Annotated in this window: 10 protein-coding genes; 8 read left to right on the top strand and 2 right to left on the bottom strand. The window is 68.7% G+C overall.

Annotated elements, in window-relative coordinates; translation table 11 throughout:
• Positions 1-51 precede the first annotated feature (51 nt).
• The 3 genes from ACU5AX_RS09745 to ACU5AX_RS09735 are packed head-to-tail and all read left to right on the top strand — an operon-like array spanning position 52 to position 3,886.
• A complete protein-coding gene (locus ACU5AX_RS09745; RefSeq protein ID WP_446690720.1) occupies positions 52-1,503 on the top strand; it encodes a DUF4153 domain-containing protein in 1,452 nt (483 codons plus the stop codon).
• Positions 1,504-1,535: 32 nt separating this feature from the next.
• Complete coding sequence (locus tag ACU5AX_RS09740; RefSeq protein ID WP_446690719.1) at positions 1,536-2,249, top strand: response regulator; 714 nt, start codon at positions 1,536-1,538, stop codon at positions 2,247-2,249.
• Positions 2,228-3,886, top strand: a complete 1,659-nt coding sequence (locus ACU5AX_RS09735) for a HAMP domain-containing sensor histidine kinase (RefSeq protein ID WP_446690718.1) — start codon at positions 2,228-2,230, stop codon at positions 3,884-3,886. The genes ACU5AX_RS09740 and ACU5AX_RS09735 overlap by 22 nt, the downstream gene beginning before the upstream one ends.
• A gap of 138 nt (positions 3,887-4,024) precedes the next feature.
• On the opposite strand, the gene ACU5AX_RS09730 is transcribed toward ACU5AX_RS09735, so the two are convergent.
• Positions 4,025-5,041, bottom strand: coding sequence for a LacI family DNA-binding transcriptional regulator (locus ACU5AX_RS09730; protein WP_198353689.1), 1,017 nt, complete (start codon positions 5,039-5,041; stop codon positions 4,025-4,027).
• 206 nt (positions 5,042-5,247) lie between these two features.
• Entirely contained in the window at positions 5,248-7,701 is a 2,454-nt protein-coding gene (locus tag ACU5AX_RS09725; RefSeq protein ID WP_446690717.1) for a glycoside hydrolase family 3 protein, read from the bottom strand.
• A 424-nt stretch (positions 7,702-8,125) separates the two neighbouring features.
• Between ACU5AX_RS09725 and ACU5AX_RS09720 the strand changes: the two genes are divergently transcribed.
• The 5 genes from ACU5AX_RS09720 to ACU5AX_RS09700 all read left to right on the top strand — a co-directional run bounded on the left by ACU5AX_RS09720 (position 8,126) and on the right by ACU5AX_RS09700 (position 17,411).
• Positions 8,126-11,392, top strand: a complete 3,267-nt coding sequence (locus ACU5AX_RS09720) for a TonB-dependent receptor (protein ID WP_446690716.1) — start codon at positions 8,126-8,128, stop codon at positions 11,390-11,392.
• Positions 11,393-11,460: 68 nt separating this feature from the next.
• Positions 11,461-12,171: a SapC family protein gene (locus tag ACU5AX_RS09715; protein ID WP_446690715.1), complete on the top strand. Its 711-nt coding sequence runs from the start codon at positions 11,461-11,463 to the stop codon at positions 12,169-12,171.
• Between the two features lie 55 nt (positions 12,172-12,226).
• Complete coding sequence (locus ACU5AX_RS09710; RefSeq protein WP_446690947.1) at positions 12,227-13,210, top strand: cupin-like domain-containing protein; 984 nt, start codon at positions 12,227-12,229, stop codon at positions 13,208-13,210.
• The gene (locus ACU5AX_RS09705) at positions 13,207-14,673 is read left to right on the top strand and encodes a tryptophan halogenase family protein (protein ID WP_446690714.1); all 1,467 of its coding nucleotides are present in this window, start codon (positions 13,207-13,209) and stop codon (positions 14,671-14,673) included. The genes ACU5AX_RS09710 and ACU5AX_RS09705 overlap by 4 nt, the downstream gene beginning before the upstream one ends.
• Positions 14,674-14,810: 137 nt before the next feature.
• Entirely contained in the window at positions 14,811-17,411 is a 2,601-nt protein-coding gene (locus ACU5AX_RS09700; RefSeq protein WP_446690713.1) for a TonB-dependent receptor, read from the top strand.
• Positions 17,412-17,528: the final 117 nt, after the last annotated feature.

Below are 17,528 nucleotides of genomic sequence, written 5' to 3'. Positions count from 1 at the left end.
GCTGCGCCTTCATCACCGCACGATCCCGCCCCTTTGACGGAGCCTCGTGCCTTGCCCCAATCCCGTCCCATCGCCGCGCGCGGCGGCTTCCTCGCCAAGATCGCCGCCGCCGGCGCGCTGGCGCTCGTCTTCGACCTTGTGTTCTTCGATCGCGGCTTCGGTGCGACGCTCGGCGGCTTCGCGCTCGCCTGGTGCCTGCTCGCCGCCGCCTGCGTCCCGGCGCTGCGACGCGGCGCGCCGTTGATGGCGCTGGCGCTTGCCGGCACGATGGCGCTGGTGCTGGTCGACGCACCGGGGCCGATCGCCTGGTGCCTGTTCTGGACCGCGCTCGCCAGCGCGGCGCTGCTGCCGCGTCATCGCTTCGACGATGCCGCGCGCTGGGCGACCCGGCTCGCCAGCCAGCTCGTCTTCGCCGTCCCGGCGCCGCTGCACGATGCGGCGCGGGCGCAGGCGGGGCGTAGCGGCCGCGCGCCGCTGCCGATGTCGCTGATCGTCCTGCCGCTGGCCGGCGGCGCCGTCTTCCTGCTGCTCTTCGCGCTCGCCAATCCGCTGATCGGTGCCGCACTCGAGGCGATCCAGCCGCCCGCGATAGACCGGCTGGTCGGCCATGCGGTGACGCTAGCCGCGATCGCGACGCTCGCCTGGGCGACGCTGCGCCCGCGCAGCCTGCGCTGGGTCGGCAGCGGCCGCGCGCGCCCTCTGGACCTGGCATTGCCGCTGGCCACGCTCACCGTCTCGCTGGCGGTGTTCAACCTGGTCTTCGCGATCCAGAATGCGCTCGACCTGCTGTTCCTGTGGAGCGGGGCGCCGCTGCCGGCCGGCGTCACCCTGGCCGGCTATGCGCATCAGGGCGCCTATACGCTGATCCTCGTCGCGCTGCTCGCCGCCGCCTTCGTCACCGGCGCGCTGCGGCCGGGCAGCGCCGCCGCGGCCAGCCCCGCGATCCGGCGGCTGGTGCTGCTCTGGCTCGCCCAGACCCTGCTGCTCGTCGCGTCCAGCATCCTGCGCCTGCTCGACTATGTCGATGCCTATATGCTCACCACGCTGCGCCTCGCCGCCTTGGTGTGGATGGCGCTGGTCGCCTGCGGCGTCGGCCTGATCGCCTGGCAGTGGCTGGCGCGACGCTCGCTCGGCTGGCTGGTCAATGCCAATGCGCTCGCCGCGCTGCTCGTGCTCGCCGCCTCCACCCTGGTCGACTACGGCGAGCTCGCCGCCGGCTGGACCGTCCGCCACGCCACCCGCGCCGACCAGGTCGACCTCGCCTATCTCCACGATCTCGGCCCCTCGGCATTGGCGCCACTTCTTGTCCTCGAACGGCGCGCCGGTCCGCGGCTGCGGCCGCAGGTGACCGCCCTGCGCGACCGGGCGGTGGCGACGCTGGCCTGCCGCCAGGCCGACTGGCATCGTTGGACCTGGCGCGGCGCCCGCCGCCTCGCCGCCGCGCGCGCCGCGATCGGTCGCGATGCGCCGCCGGCGCCGCTCGGCCGCGATTGCGGCAATTGACGGAAAGGAGCGTTCGGATGATCCCCTGTCCCATGCCCCGTACCATCCTGGTCGTCGATGACGATCCGCACATCCGTCACCTGCTGGTCTTCGCGCTCGCCAAGGCGGGGCTCGACACGGTCGAGGCGGCGGATGGCGAGGCGGCGCTCGCCGCCGCGGTGTCGGTGCCCGCGCCCGATCTCGTCGTGCTCGACATCAACATGCCGCGCCTCGACGGACTGGAGGTGTGCCGCCGCCTGCGCAGCACCGGGGGCGAGGTGCCGATCCTGTTCCTGTCGAGCCGCGACGACGAGATCGACCGCATCCTCGGCATCGAGCTCGGCGCCGACGATTATGTCGTCAAACCCTTTTCCCCGCGCGAAGTGGTGGCGCGCGTCATGGCGATCCTGCGCCGCACCGCCGCGCGTCCCCCCGCCGTGGCGGGCGCCGCCGGACCGATCCGCCACGGCCGGCTCAGCCTCGATCTCGACGGCTGGCGCGCCTGCTGGGACGGGATTGAGGTGCCGCTGACCGTCAGCGAATTCTCGATCCTGCGCACGCTCGCCGCGATGCCGGCTAAGGTGTTCGGCCGCGACGCGATCATCGACCGGCTGCACGGCCCCGGCTTTGCGATCACCGACCGCACGATCGACAGCCACGTCCGCAACCTGCGCGCCAAGTTCGCCGGCGTCGGCGGCGGCGACGTGGTCGAGACGCGGCCCGGCATCGGCTATCGCCTTGGGCCGTGCGCCGGTGCGCCCGGATGATCGCCGCGCTCAAGGACAGGGTGAAGCGCCATTGGCCGCGCCTGCACCTGCGCACCATCCTGTTCGCGACCCTGTTCCTGGTCGCGGCGCTGCCCGGGTTCGGCGCGATCTTCCTGCGCGTCTACGAGAACACGCTGGTCCGCCAGACCGAGGCGGAGCTGGTCGCGCAGGGCGCCGCGCTGGCGGCGGCCGCGGCGGTGGACTGGCCGGCCGCACCCGCCGCGTCGCCGTGCTCCTGCGGACGCAGCAGCCCAGAGTCACAGAAGGTGCCGCCCGAGGCTCTTGGTTCCTGCCTGCGTAGGACCGCATGCGGGACAATGGTCGCCGATCCGCCCGACCCCGCCGAAGTCGACCTGTCCACCGCAACGATCCTCCCCGAACGGCCCTCCCCCGCGCCGGCCCCGCCGCCGGCCGCCGATGCACAGGCCGCCGCCGGCCGTCTCACGCCCGTCCTCGCACAGACCGGCGCGACCACGCTGGCGTCGATCCTGCTGCTCGACCGCAACGGCCGCCTCGTCGCCGGCCGTGCCCCGGCGGGCAGTTATGCCGCCCTGCCGGAGGTCGCCGCGGCGCGGGCCGGAATCCCACGCACCGTGCTGCGCCGCAACGGTGGCTATCAGGCGGTCTATCGCTTCGAATGGCTGTCGCGCGCCGCGGCGATCCGCATCCACCATGCCCGGCCGATCGTCGTCGACGGCCGCGTCGTCGGCGTGCTGCTGCTGTCGCGCTCGGCGCGTGCCTTGTTCAAGGGGCTGTACGAGGATCGCGGCAAGATCGCGTTCGGCATCCTCGTCATCTTCGGTCTGCTCGTGCTGCTCAGCGGCGTCATCTCGCGCGGCATCACGCGGCCAATCGAGCGGCTCGGCGCCGCCACCCGCGCGGTCGCCGGCGGCCATGGCAGCGTGCCGGAGGTGCCGCCAACCGCGGCGATCGAGATCCAGGGCCTCTACGCCGATTTCGCCACCATGGCCGCCGCGATCGAGCGTCGCTCGCGCTACCTGCGCGACGTCGCCTATGCGGTCAGCCACGAATTCAAGACGCCGCTCGCCGGCATCCGCGGCGCGATCGAGCTGCTGCAGGACCATGGGCCGACGATGACCGCGGCGGAGCGCGCCCGTTTCCTCGCCCATATCGATGGCGATGCCGGGCGGCTGGCGCAGCTCGTCACCCGCCTGCTCGATCTCGCCCGTGCCGACATGACCGCCGCGACGCCCAGCGCGGCGGCGGCGATCGGGCCCATCCTCGGCCGTATCGCCGATGCGCAGCAGCGGATCGTGGTGGAGGTCGGTCTTGCCCGCGCACTGCCACCGGTCGCCCTGCCGGCCGCCGCGCTCGAGACGGTGATCGCGACCTTGCTCGACAACAGCCGCCGTGCCGGTGCCGGCCGGGTGACGATCGGTGGCGAGGCTGCGAACGGCCGTGTGCTGCTCCGCGTCGCCGACGACGGACCCGGCATCGCCGAGGCGGATGCGGCGCGGCTGTTCGAGCCGTTCTTCACCACCCGTCGCGCGGAGGGCGGCACCGGCCTCGGCCTGACGATCGCCCGCTCGCTGCTCGACGCCCATGGCGCGACGATCGCCCTCGCCGCCGCGGAAGGGGGGGCGAGCTTCGTCCTCGACCTGCCCGCCACGGGCTGACCCGGCCGAGGCGGTTTCCGCTGTCCTACAACGGCTGTCACGCTTAGCCTTGCTACGGGGCGCCGCTCGATCGCCGCGTCGCGCCCCGCGGGATGAACAGGTGCGATGAGTGCGACCTTTGCGACTTTCCGGATCGGTTCAGCCGCCGACGCGCGCAACGCTAGGCCGTTCGATCAGGGCATAGGGCAATTCGATGCACGGCGCCTCGCCATCGCGGGCCGCACCCGGACCGATCAGCAGGTCGACCGCCGCCGCCGCCATTTCCGCGTTGGGCTGGCGGATCGTCATCAGCGGCGGCCAGGCCATACGCGCGATCGCGGCATCGTCGAAGCCGACCAGCGACAGGTCGCCCGGCACCGTCAGCCCGTGTCGCATCGCCACGACCAGCACCGCGAAGGCCATTTCGTCGTTGCTGGCGAACACCGCGCTCGGCCGATGCGCCGCCGCCAGGATCGCCTCCGCCGCGGCGAGGCCGGACCGGAAGGTGAAGTCGCCCTGCAGCACGCGCGCCGTCGGCACCGCGATCCCCGCTGCCGCCATCGCATCGCTGAACCCGTGCCAGCGTCGCGCGCTCGCCTCGTGCATCGGATTGCCCTTGATAAAGGCGATGTCGCGATGGCCGAGCGCGATCAACCGCTCGGTCAGTTCGCGTGCAGCAGCGCGGTCGTCCATTCGCACCTGTGGCGTGCGATCCAGCGCCTCGCCGGGCGCGATCCGCACGACGCGCACGTCATGCGCGGCGAACAGATCGAGCAATTCGGGCCAGTCGCCGATCGGCGGGGTCAGGATCGCGCCCGCCAGCCGCACCGCGCGCAGCGCCGAGTCGAGTCGTGCCATCCAATCCGGCTGCGCGCGGTCGACCTGTTCGATCAGCAGGTGGTGCGCGACCTCGCGACATCGTTCCAGCGCACCGCGTTGCACATCGCCGGCATAGCTGGACGCGGGATCGTCGAAGAACAGCCCGACCAGAAACGACCGGGCGCTCGACAGCCCGCGCGCGAAGGCATTGGGGCGGTAGCCGAGCTCGGCGACGACGCGCAGCACCGCCTCGCGCACCTCGGCACGGACATGCGCCTCGTCGTTGATCACCCGCGACACCGTCTTGGGCGAGACGCCGGCCCGCGTCGCGACGTCCTTGATCGTGATGATCGTCATGCCGTTCCTCGTCGTCGAGTCGGCACGGCAGGCGGCCGGGCTGCGGCGACCGGATAACGGGGCGGCGCAACAGGCTCCGCGCGCAGCGACCGGCGCCGGGTCGACCGCCGGAACAGACGGCGCGCGCGTAAGGAATCGGCGTTAGGCAGGGTCTGCGTCACCACCCGACCTTAACCGCTTGCCCTGCCTGCGCAACGGCGGGTCGGTCAGCGGCAGTCGACCAGCCCCTCACCCGGCGAACCGAAGCGCATGGCGGAAATCGTCACGTCCAGCGTCCCCGCGGTGGTCAGCGCGAACGGCGCCGTCACCTTGCCGAGATCCGTCTTTCCGAGGCAGCGCAGTGGCACGGCGATTTCACCCCACGTCTTGGCGTTCGCCAAAGCGGCGAGGCGCGGTGTGACCGCGACGCCGTCCAGCGTCACCGGCGCCGCCGGCCCGGCATCGACGCGAAGCTCGATGATCAGCGCGACATCGCCATTCGCCTCGCGGGTCAGGTCGATCGGCGGACCGACCAGTGCCGCCGTCGCCTCGCCCGCACCAGTCCAGGCAAGGCGGACCGAATCCTCCTGCGCGCGCCGGTCGGCGGGACGCTGGCTGATCCGTTCGGGACCGGGATTGGCGGCGAGCTGGCCGGGCGCGCCGATCAGCAGCCGCCGCCCGCCGGTGGCCTTGCCGCGCGCGAACAGCGTGTTGCGATCGCCTCCCCCATCAGCCCGCCGCTCGTCGAGCCGCGGCAGCTCGCCCGGCTGCCCGGTCTTCAGGCCGAAGCCGTAGGCGAAGAGCGGGTCGTAGCCGGCGTCGCCGACGTTGAGCGGGCTCTGGTCGGAGCGCTTCGGCCAGCTATAGGGCAGGGTGCCACGGAAGGGCCGCGCGCCGAACAGCGCGTCGGCGACCCCCGCGCCTTCCGACCCCGGCAACCAGGCGGCGACAAAGGCGTCGGCGGCGTTGAGATAGGGGTTCACCCACAGGGGCCGCCCCGACAGGAAGACCGCGACCACCGGCACGCCGGCCGCGCGCAGCCGCTTCATCGTCGCCAGATTGTCCGTCGTGGCGGGATCGTCGAAAGCGACGTCGCTACGGTCGCCCTGGAACTCGGCATAGGGATTCTCGCCGAACACCACGATCGCGGCGTCGGGTCGGGCGGAGAAGGCGCCGTCGGCCGCGAGGGTCGCGGTGCCGCCGGCGGCGCGCACCGCCGCGTCGATCCCCTGCCAGATCGTCGTCGCGCCGGGGAAATCGGCAGGCTTCGTCCCCGTGCCCTGCCACGACAGGGTCCAACCGCCGGATTGTTTGGCGACGTCGTCCGCGCCGTCGCCGGCGACCAGGATGCGCGCGCCCGGCTTCAGCGGCAGCAGGCCGCCCGCATTCTTGAGCAGCACCAGCGATTCGGCGACCGCCTGGCGTGCAATAGCGCGATGCTCCGGCGATCCGAGCATGTCGTAGCGGCCGGCAAAGGGACGCGACGACGGCCGCCCGGCCTCGAAGATGCCGGCCCGGAACTTCACCCGCAGCACCCGCCGCACCGCATCGTCGAGCCGGGCCATTGGGATCGCGCCCGACTGCACCTCGCGCAGCGTCGACTGCCAGATCCCCTTCCAACTGTCTGGCGCCATATAGATGTCGAGACCGGCGTTGATCGCCTGCGGGCAGTCGGTGGTCGAGCAGCCCTCGACTTGGCCATGGGCGTTCCAGTCGCCGACCAGGAATCCATCGAAGCCCCAACGCCGCTTGACGACCCCGGTCAGCAGGCTGTCGTTGCCCGTCATCTTGCGGCCGTTCCAACTCGAGAAGCTGACCATGATCGACTGCACGCCGGCGTTGATCGCGGCTCCATAGGGCGGCGCGAAGAGGTCGCGCAGCTGGTCCTCGCCGATCTGCGCATCGCCCTGGTCGCGGCCGTTCCTGGTGCCGCCGTCGCCCAGGAAGTGCTTGGCGGTGGCGATGACATGCGGCCCTTTCAGCCAGTCACGGTCGCCGATCCGGCCCTGCAGCCCCTCGATCAGCGGACCGGCGTAGCTCGCGGCGATCGCGGGCGTCTCGCCGAATCCTTCATAGGTGCGGCCCCAGCGGTCGTCGCGCACCACCGCGATCGTCGGCGCAAAGGTCCAGTCGATGCCGGTGACGCGCATCTCCACCGCCGTCGCCGCGCCGATCCGCCGCATCAGCTCGGGATCGCGCATCGCGGCGAGACCGACATTGTGCGGGAACAGCGTCGCGCCGACGATATTGCTGTGGCCGTGCACCGCGTCGATTCCCCAGATCGCCGGAATGCGCGGCAGCTTGGGATCGTCGCTGGTCGATGCGTCCCAGAAGGCATCGGCCAGCGCCAGCCAGTCCTTCGCCGGGGCGTTGTAGCGACCGCCCGGATCCGAATTGCCGCCATTGAACACCGAACCGAGATGGTAGCGGCGCACGTCGTCGGGGGTGATCGAGGCGATGTCGCCCTGCACGACCTGGCCGACCTTCTGCTCCACCGACATGCGGGCGATCAGCTGGTCGATCTTGCGCTCCATCGCCGGATTGGGGCGGACGGGCGAGCGAAGCGCCGGCCAACGATCGGGATGGGCAGTATTCGCCGGCGTCGACGGGGTCGGGGGAGCCACTTGCGCGACTCCGACCGTCGCCGTGCCGACCGTCGCAACCGCAAGAATCGCCATCATCCGAGACCGACGCATAACCCCTCCCTTTCGATTCCGGTCGCGCCGGTGTTGACACCGTTGTCGGAATTGATGATCCTTTGTCAAGCGCGGGCGCACTGCGACAGCGATGGGAAGCGGCAGGCTGACCATCCACCACCTCGTGGTCGCAGCTCGTCCGGTTCGTACCGTTCCCCAACCGGCCGGCGGTGCCGACCGGTCTCACGGCTGCCGCGTAAGGCGCGGCAGCCGTTCTTTTTGCCGAACGCGGCCCTGAGCGGCGCTGCCATCCGATCGTGCTTTCGCGACCCAAACCTCCGCCGTCGCCGCGACCGTCAGCATGACTGCCATTGACATCGTTGTCGGCTACGGTAGAACCACATCATGGCGAGACGACATCGCCAGGTTCAGGTTGGCCGGCCTTCCGCCGGCAGTGGAGGAGGATGATATGAGGGGGATCGATCTCGCCCGTGTGCTGGCGCGTTCCGCGTCGACGCTGGCTCTGGCCGGCGCCATGGCGATGCCGGTGGCGGCCTTGGCACAGACCGCGCCCGCGGCAGATCCGCAGGCGGGCACGCCGCAGGCCGATACGGCACGCGGCGCACCGGTGACCGAAGGCGGCGCCACCGCGACCAATCCCTTGCCCGACACGCAGGCGGGCGACGACATCGTCGTCACCGGCGTCCGTGCCTCGCTGGAACGGTCGATCGCGATCAAGCGCGATTCGAGCGGCATCGTCGATGCGATCAGCGCCGAGGATATCGGCAAATTCCCCAACACCAACCTTGCCGAGTCGCTGCAGCGGATCACCGGCGTGTCGATCGACCGGGTCAATGGCGAAGGCTCGACCGTCACGGTCCGCGGCTTCGGCGCGCAATACAATCTCGTCACGCTCAACGGCCGCCAGCTGGCGACGTCGGACATCGTCGCGGTCGGCGGCGATCAGGGTGGCGATGGCGCGGGCGGCTTCGGCCGCTCGTTCGATTTCGCCAATCTCGCCTCCGAAGGCGTCAAGACGCTGGAGGTCTACAAGACCGGTCGCGCCGCGGTGCCGTCGGGCGGCATCGGCGCAACCGTCAACATCGTCAGCCGCCGCCCGCTCGACGCGCGGCAAAGCGGTTTGACCGGCTCGATCGGCGCCAAGGCGAGCTATGACAATGGCGCCGACGCCTGCATCAGCTGCGGCAGCCATGTGACGCCGGAAGTGTCGGGCGTCGCCAGCTGGAGCGATCCCGACCAGAAGTTCGGCGTGTCGCTGTTCGGCAGCTACCAGAAGCGCAACTACAGCTATGCCAGCCAGGCCAACGACGATTGGAATATCCGGACGCTGTCGGATTTCCTCAATCCCGCCAATGGCTTCGTGAATCAGGCGACCAAGATCAACAACGCGCCGGCGAACGGCAGCACCCTGGTTTCGGTACCCAACGACAGCCGCTACCATTTCTCCGAGGCGAGCCGCGAGCGGCTCAATGGCCAGGGCATCATCCAGTTCAGGCCGGTCGACAATCTAACCATCACCGCCGACGCGCTCTACGCGCAGCTGCGTGAATCCGAGCGCCGCTCGACCCAGTCCAACTGGTTTAACCGGCCGTTCGACGAGGTGACCTTCGACAGCGCCGCCGACGGCATCGCGACGACGCGCTACCTGCACGAAACGATCAACGGCGTGAAGGACGAGGCCTTCGAACAGGCCTATCGCGCGCAGAAGAACCGCCTGTACGACTTCGGCGGCAACATCGCCTGGCAGGTGACCGACCGGTTCAAGCTCGCCCTCGACGGCCATATCGGCAAGGCGGAGAGCCTGCCCGACAATCCGAACGGCCAGACGTCGACCACGGTGGCGTTCAACGCGCCGGTGGTCACCGCCCATTCGGTGGATTGGGGCACCGACGGCTTCCCGCGTCAGACGCTGTCGATCAACGACGGCACGCGCAGCGTGACGCCGACGGGCCAGTCCTTCATCAAGGGCAACAACAACGGCATCATCGACGTCGGCGACCTGTCGGGCGCGGTGCAGCGCCAGTTCGCCTCAACGCAGACGCAGCGGATCAAGGAATTGCGGCTCGATGGCGGCTACGATCTCGGCGGCGGCAGCCGCTTCGACTTCGGCGGCGACTATCGCGAGACCGATACCCGCCAGACGCAGTATAATACGCGGCAGGTACTCGGCGACTGGGGCAATTCGCTGCCGCCGGAGATCGCCACGGTCGCACCGGGCCAGGTCTTCCAGTTCTGCACCGTCTGCCAGTTCACCCACAACAGCCCGAACCCGGACGCCAACACCAAGATCGCCTTCCGCACCGAGGATGCGACCAAGCTCTACAACTCGCTGTACAATTACTACATCGGCATCACCAACGACGGGGTGAACCACCAGAACAACATCGACGCGAACAACGACAATCGCGTCCAGGAAAAGATCTGGGCGGTCTATGGCCAGGTCACCTGGAACGGCCAGCTCGGCGACATGAACGCGCAATTGGTCGCCGGGGCGCGGTTCGAGAGCACCCGCGTCAACGCGACCTCGCTGCAGCCGATCCCGCTGGCGATCGTCTGGCAGGCGGACAACGACTTTACGGTCCTCAACTCGACCGATCGTCAGGCGGTGACCTCGAAGGGGCGCTACAACAATCTGCTGCCGGCGATGGACTTCTCGGTCGACCTGACGCGGACACTGAAGGGGCGCCTGTCGTACAGCAAGACGATCGCGCGCGCGCCCTATGGCAGCCTGTTCGCGTCCAGCGGCGTCAGCCAGGCGCCGCCGCGTCCGACCGCGATCGGCGGCGTCGCCACCGGCTACGCCAACAACACCGATCTCGATCCGCTCAATTCCGACAATTTCGACGTGTCGCTGGAATGGTATCCGCGCAAGGACGTCTATCTGTCGCTCGGCTTCTTCGACAAGCGGGTGAAGAACTTCATCGGCAACACGTTGGTCAATCGCCAGCTGTTCGGCCTGCGCGATCCGACCTCGGGCCAGGCGGGGACGCGGTCGGGGACGGCGAAGACGCAGCTGACCAACACGTTCGCGGCGGACATCACCGACGTCAATCTGTTCACCTATACCGCGCTGTTGCAGCAGAACAGCGGCAACGTCGCCGCCGCCAATGCGCAGTTCGCCGCCCATTACAACACGCAGACGCGATCCCTCGATCAGGGCTTCGTCGACCAGACGCTGGCTGCCGTCGACATTACTGCGGACGCCAATGATCCCTTGTTCAATTTCTCGGTCAACACGCCGATCAACAACAAGGAAGCGGAGATCTACGGCTTCGAGGTCGCGGGCCAGTATTTCCTCGGCGACACCGGCTTCGGCGTCGCGGCGAGCTATACCCTTGTGCGGGGCAATGTCGGCATCGACACGGCGGCCGATCCGAACGTCGACCAGTTCGCTCTGGTCGGCCTGTCGGACACCGCAAATGCGACGCTGATCTACGACAAATACGGCCTGTCGGCACGGCTGGCATACAATTGGCGGGCGAAGTTCCTCAGCCAGTTGAACCGCGACACCTACCACAATCCGGTGTTCACCGCGCCGTACAGCCAGCTCGACCTCAACATCAGTTACGATGTCACGCCGCACCTCGCGGTGACCTTCGAAGGCATCAACCTGCTGGAGGAGGGGGTGCGGACCTACGGCCGGGACTATATCAACACGTGGTACCAAACGGAGGGTACCGCCCGCTATCTGGTCGGCGCGCGGCTGCGCTTCTGATCGCGAGGGGAGGGCCGGGCCGTACGGCGCGGCCTTCCCCCGCGACGTTCTTACGGTATGTTGCTGATATGACGGCCTCCACGCCCCAGCCGCTCAACAATGTCGATCATGCGGGGCTGCGCGTGCGGCTGGAACGCGGCGCCGGCTTCGGCGATGCGGTCAATCAGGTCGCGGTGTTCGCCACCGAATTCGAGGATGTCGCCCGCGAATATCCGATCGTGTTCCGCGCCAGGGCGGATGGCGGCTATGACGCGGTCGCGCTGCTCGGCTTCGCGCGCGACCAGAACCTGTTCCTCGACGACGATCGCTGGGACGCCCATTACATCCCCGCCCTGTTGCAGCGGGGGCCCTTTTCGATCGGCGTGCCGGCAGACGGCGGCGCGCCGACGATCCATATCGACCCCGCGCATCCGCGGGTCAGTGATGCGGAAGGCGCGCCGATCTTCCTGCCGCACGGCGGCCAGGCGCCGCTGCTCGATCGGATCGGCGGCGTGTTGCGGCGGATCTATGCCGGGACGCAGATCGCGCCGCATCTGTCCGCGGCCTTGCTGCGCCACGATCTGCTCGAACCGGTCGAACTCCAGGTCGAGACCGCCGGCGGCGCCTCCTTCCGCGTGCCCGACTGCCATGTCGTCGCGGAGGCCCGGCTGGCAACGCTGGATGCCACCGCCCTTGCCGCGCTGCACCACGACGATTTCCTGCGACCGGCGATCTGGGCGGCCTCGTCGCTCGGCACATTGCCGTGGCTCGCCGAACGGGCGGTGCGCCGTGGTGCGTGACGATGCGTCGCCGTTGCGCGTGACCCGCCGCACCCGCGAGATCGACGGTCGTGGTATGGCGCCCGATCTCGCGGCGATCGTCGAGGCCGGCGTGCCGACGATCTTGCGTGGCGCGGTGGCGCACTGGCCGCTCGTCGCCGCCGGACGTGGCGGGCCCGAAGCGGTCGCCGACTATCTCGCCCGCTTCGATGCCGGGCGACCGCTCGTCGCCTATCTCGGCGACCCGGCAATCCGTGGGCGCTTCCATTACGATCGCGCTGGCACCGGCATGAACTTCCGCACCGAACGCCTGCCGCTGCCGATGGTCATGGCGCGGCTGGCGAAGGGGCAGCGGAGCGATGACGGCGCCGCGCTCTACGTCGGTTCGACCGACCTCGACCATTTCTTCCCCGGCCTGCGCCACGACAATCCGCTCTTACCCGCAGACGGTCTCTTTGCTGCCCATCCGCCGCTCGCCAGCATCTGGATCGGCAATCGCACCGTCGCCGCCGCGCATCACGACATGTCGGACAATGCCGCCGCCTGCGCCGTCGGCCGGCGCCGCTTCACGCTCTTTCCGCCCGAGCAGATCGCCAACCTCTATCCCGGACCGCTCGAACCGACGCCGGGTGGCCAGGCGGTGACGATGGTCGATTTTGCCGCTCCCGATCTCGACCTCTATCCGCGTTTCGCGGAGGCGGTGGCGGCGGGGGAGATCGCCGAGCTCGAACCGGGCGACCTGCTCGTCTATCCGGCCCTGTGGTGGCATCAGGTGGAGGCGCTGGACCCCTTCAACGTGCTGGTCAATTTCTGGTGGAACCGGGTCGCCGACCATCACGATACGCCGATGACGACGTTGCTCCACGCCTTGCTGGCGCTGCGCGATCGGCCGGCGCATGAGAAGCGGGGCTGGCAGGCGCTGTTCGACTATTATGTCTTCGGCCCGGCCGATGCCGCGGCGGCGCATCTGCCGCCGGCGATGCAGGGGCCGCTTGGCCCGATCGACGCCGATCTCGCCCGGCGCCTGCGCGGTGCGGTCGCGCACCGGCTCAATCGATGAGGCAGGTGCGACGCGTCGTCGTCGCGGGCGGCGGTACCGCCGGCTGGCTCGCCGCGGCGGCGCTGGTTCGCCAGCTGTCGCCGTTGATCGAGGTGGTGCTGATCGAATCTGATGCGATCGGCACCGTCGGCGTCGGTGAATCGACGATCCCGACGATCCGCACCTTCCACGACTTCATCGGCGTCGACGAGGCGGCCTTCGTCCGCGCGACGGGGGCGACGTTCAAGCTCGGCATCAGCTTCGAACACTGGCTGCGCGAAGGCGCGCGCTACTTCCACGCCTTCGGATCGGTCGGCCGGTCGATGTTCGTCGCCGACTTCCAGCATTTCTGGCTGGAGGCGCGACGGCAGGGTTTCGGCGGCGCCTATGGCGACTATTCGGCGGAATCGCGCGCCGCGGCGGAGGGGCGCTTCTCGACCGATCCGGCCGCCGGCCTCGCCTATGCCTATCATCTTGATGCCACCGCCTATGCCGCCTTCCTGCGCGGCCATGCCGAGGCGGCGGGGGCCAGTCGCATCGAAGGGCGTATCGTCGCCGTCGATCGGGACGCGGAGACGGGCGACCTGCGTGCCTTGCGGCTCGCCTCCGGCGCGGTGATCGACGGCGACTTTTTCATCGATTGCACCGGCTTTCGCGCGCTGCTGATCGAGGATGCGCTGACGACCGGCTATGACGATTGGAGCCACTGGCTGCCGACCGATACCGCGCTGGCGGTGCAGACGGACAGCGTCGGGCCGCCGATGCCCTATACCCGCGCGATCGCGCACTGCGCAGGCTGGCGCTGGCGCATCCCGCTGCAGCATCGGGTCGGCAACGGCATCGTCTTTTCCAGCCGCGACATGACGGAGGAGGAAGCGCGCGCGACCCTGCTCGACGGGATCGAGGGCACGCCGCTGTTCGATCCACGACCGATTCGCTTTACCACCGGCATGCGGAAGCGTGCCTGGCACCGCAATTGCCTGGCGCTCGGATTGGCGAGCGGGTTTATCGAGCCGCTCGAATCGACCAGCATCCATCTGGTCATGATCGCGGTGACGCGTTTCGTGCAGAGCTTCCCCTTCGCCGGCGACGACGGCGCGCTCGCCGATCGCTTCAACGAGCGCACGCGGGCGGAGTGGGAGCATGTCCGCGACTTCGTCATCCTCCACTATCATCTGAACGACCAGGCGGAGCCGTTCTGGCGCCGGATGGCGGCGATGGACGTGCCGGACACGCTGGCGGCGCGGATCGCGCTGTTCCGCGAGCAGGCGGCGGCGTTCCAGGACCAGGATCAGATCTTCCGCATCGATTCCTGGGTGCAGGTGATGCTCGGTCAGGGACTGGAGCCGCGCGATTACCACCATCTTGCACGCATGCTGCCGGCGCAGGACCTGCAACGGGCGCTCGGTGGGCTCGACGCCGGCATCCGCCACCGCTTGCAGACCGTGCCGAGCCATATCGACTTCCTGCGCCGGTTCGCCTAATATGAAATCAGGATGAGTTTTGTGGGATTTTGCTGTCTTTGATCTGTCACGGCACCGTCCCGACTCGCGGATAACGCGCCCCGAGAAGCCGAAGTGGCTGATCAAGGGGACTTTACGACATGTCGATCCATTCGCGTATGCGGTTGCGTCTGCTCGCGGGCGCCGCTCTGCTCGTGGCGTCGGGCGCGGCCGAGGCGAAGACGACCAACGACACGGCCAAGCCGGCGCAGACGCAGGCGACCGCCGATGCGCAGGCGACCACTGCCGATCAGCCCGCGACGGAAGAGGGCGGCTCGCAACTCGGCGACATCGTCGTCACCGCGACGCGGCGCGAAACCAATTTGCAGAAGACGCCGATCTCGATCAGCGTGCTCAACACGCAGGCGCTCGCCGACCGCCACGTCCTCAGCCTGTTCAACCTCGCCGACGGCACGATTCCGTCCCTGCGCGTCGCCACTTTCGAGGCGCGCCAGTCGGCATTGACGATCGGCATCCGCGGCATCGTCCCCTACGACCAGAACCAGACCGCGCGTGACGGCGGCGTCGGCGTCTACATCGACGGCGTCGCTCTGGGTAAGACGCAGGGCCTCAATGCCGCGCTGTTCGACATCGAGCGGATCGAGGTGCTCAAGGGCCCGCAGGGCACGTTGTTCGGCCGCAACACCGAAGGCGGCGCGCTGTCGCTGGTCTCGCGCGCGCCGACCGGCGTGTTCGGCGGCCGCATGACCGCGGGCGTCGGCAACTACGGCAGCCGAAACGCGGACGTGCACCTCGACCTGCCGGCCTTCTACGACATCTCGCTGAAGTTCGACGGCGTCTACCAGCATCAGGATCCGACGGTGAAGGATCCGCTGACGGGTTCGACCGGCTGGAATTATTACGACCGCAAGGGCGGCCGCGTCGCCGCGCGCTGGAAGCCGGTCGACGGCTTCACCGCCGACTTCGCCTATGATTATGCGAAGGACGACAATACGCCGCAGTTCAGCCAGCTGATCAGCTACAACCCCAACAACTATCCGGTCGGCACGTTCAACAGCAGCGGCGTCCTCCAGCTGAATGGCGTGAATTGCGGCGGCACGATCACCGCAGCGCAGGCGGCTGCCGGCCGCCCCGTCTGCATCGCGCCCAAGGCGCCGCTGGTCGGCGTGCATCCGGATCGGCAGAAGGTCGCCGACGTCGGCGTGCCGCAGCAGCCCAGCGTCGACATCACGCACGGCTTCTCGTCCAATCTGCGCTATCAGGTCGCGCCTGCGGTTGAATTGCGGTCGATCACCGCTTGGCGCGGCGTCAGCACGGACCAGTGGGACAATTCGGGCGGTCCGGAGCGGAGCAGCTTCGCGCCCAACTCGAACTTCAGCCGCTACAGCCTGTCGTTCCTGCACCAGCACCAGTTCAGCCAGGAGTTCCAGGCGGTCGGGAGCGCCGACCAGCTCGACTATGTCGTCGGCGCCTATTATTTCACCGAGCACGCGACCGAATATGCCGCGACGCCGCTCAGCAACCTGTGGAACGCGGACGGTACCGCCTATACGATCCGCAGCCCGATCCCGGGCAATGCGAATGCGATCACCAGCGCCAATTCGGGCTATCAGCAGTACGATCCGTCGTGCAACAACACGCTGGCGACGACGGTGCCGCAATTCGCCAACAGCTGCCAGTTCATCACCCGCGCTAGCCAGGCGAGCGACCACAATTACTCGCTGTTCGGCAATCTGACCTTCACGCCGTCGGCGTTGGGCGACGTGTTGCACATTACCGCCGGTGGCCGCTGGACCAAGGACAAGCGTCACGGCACGCTGTACGTGGTCAACAATCGCGCCGATCTGGTCACCGCCGGCACCGTCTCGCCATTCAGCTTCCGCAATAGCATCAGCCGCTTCGACCCGATGGTCAACGTCGCGTTCGATGCGACGCCGGACGTGCACCTCTATGCCAAATATGCCACTGGCTTCCGCGCCGGCGGCGCCAACGACCGTTCGCTGCAGTTCAACGCCTTCGGTCCGGAAGCCGTCAAGTCGTATGAAATCGGCTCGAAGATGGACTTCTGGAACCACAAGGCGCGGCTCAACCTCGCCGGCTACATCATGAACCGGTCGAACACGCAGTTCGACTTCGACTATTTCGACACCAACGGGTCGAGCCCGACCAACGGCAGCCACATCGAACAGACGATCAACGCCGGCAAGAGCAAGATCCGCGGCATCGAGGCCGATCTGACGGTGGCACCGGTGCAGGGGCTGACTCTGACTGGTTCCTATGCCTACACCTATTGGAAGGCGCCCTCGGCGGTGAACCCGCTGACCCCGGGCGCTCCGGCGCAGCAGCTCTACATCGTCTACACGCCGCGTAATGCGGCATCGGCGGCGATCGATTACGCCGTTCCGATTAACGTCGGCGATGCCAGCGTCCGCCTGCACCTCGACGGCAATTACGCGAGCAGCCAGTATAGCTTCCAGCTCGAGCCGACCAAGACCGACGCCAGCTTCATCATGAACGGCCGCCTGTCGCTCGCCGACATTGCGGTGTCGCCCACCAACAAGGTGACGTTTGCCTTCTGGGTGCGCAACTTGCTCGATACGACCTACATCTATCGTCGATCGTCGGCGAACTCGGTGCCGGTGTACAATTACGGCGCCACTGGCCAGCTGATCTCGACCAGCTATGGCGGCATCCTCGGCGATTACGCCAACTTCAATCCGCCGCGGACCTGGGGTGTGGAAGCGACGATGCGCTTCTGATCCCCGGTCACGGCCGACGACAAACGCCTGGTCCCCCGGGGCCGGGCGTTTCCGTTTCTCCGGAATGTCGCTGGCTCCGGATCAGACGGGGGTCTCCGTCTTGCGCCGCTCCCATTG

Source organism: Sphingomonas benefaciens, from assembly GCF_052907485.1.
The sequence above is the reverse complement of the archived record's forward strand: the minus strand, read 5'-3'. Positions and strand labels throughout refer to the sequence as shown.

Coding starts and splice junctions, on each gene's coding strand:
- ACU5AX_RS09715 (WP_446690715.1), top strand. CDS start 11,461: ATGACGGCCTCCACGCCCCAGCCGCTCAACAATGTCGATCATGCGGGG.
- ACU5AX_RS09740 (WP_446690719.1), top strand. CDS start 1,536: ATGCCCCGTACCATCCTGGTCGTCGATGACGATCCGCACATCCGTCAC.
- ACU5AX_RS09725 (WP_446690717.1), bottom strand. CDS start 7,701: ATGATGGCGATTCTTGCGGTTGCGACGGTCGGCACGGCGACGGTCGGA.
- ACU5AX_RS09710 (WP_446690947.1), top strand. CDS start 12,227: ATGGCGCCCGATCTCGCGGCGATCGTCGAGGCCGGCGTGCCGACGATC.
- ACU5AX_RS09730 (WP_198353689.1), bottom strand. CDS start 5,041: ATGACGATCATCACGATCAAGGACGTCGCGACGCGGGCCGGCGTCTCG.
- ACU5AX_RS09700 (WP_446690713.1), top strand. CDS start 14,811: ATGCGGTTGCGTCTGCTCGCGGGCGCCGCTCTGCTCGTGGCGTCGGGC.
- ACU5AX_RS09705 (WP_446690714.1), top strand. CDS start 13,207: ATGAGGCAGGTGCGACGCGTCGTCGTCGCGGGCGGCGGTACCGCCGGC.
- ACU5AX_RS09720 (WP_446690716.1), top strand. CDS start 8,126: ATGAGGGGGATCGATCTCGCCCGTGTGCTGGCGCGTTCCGCGTCGACG.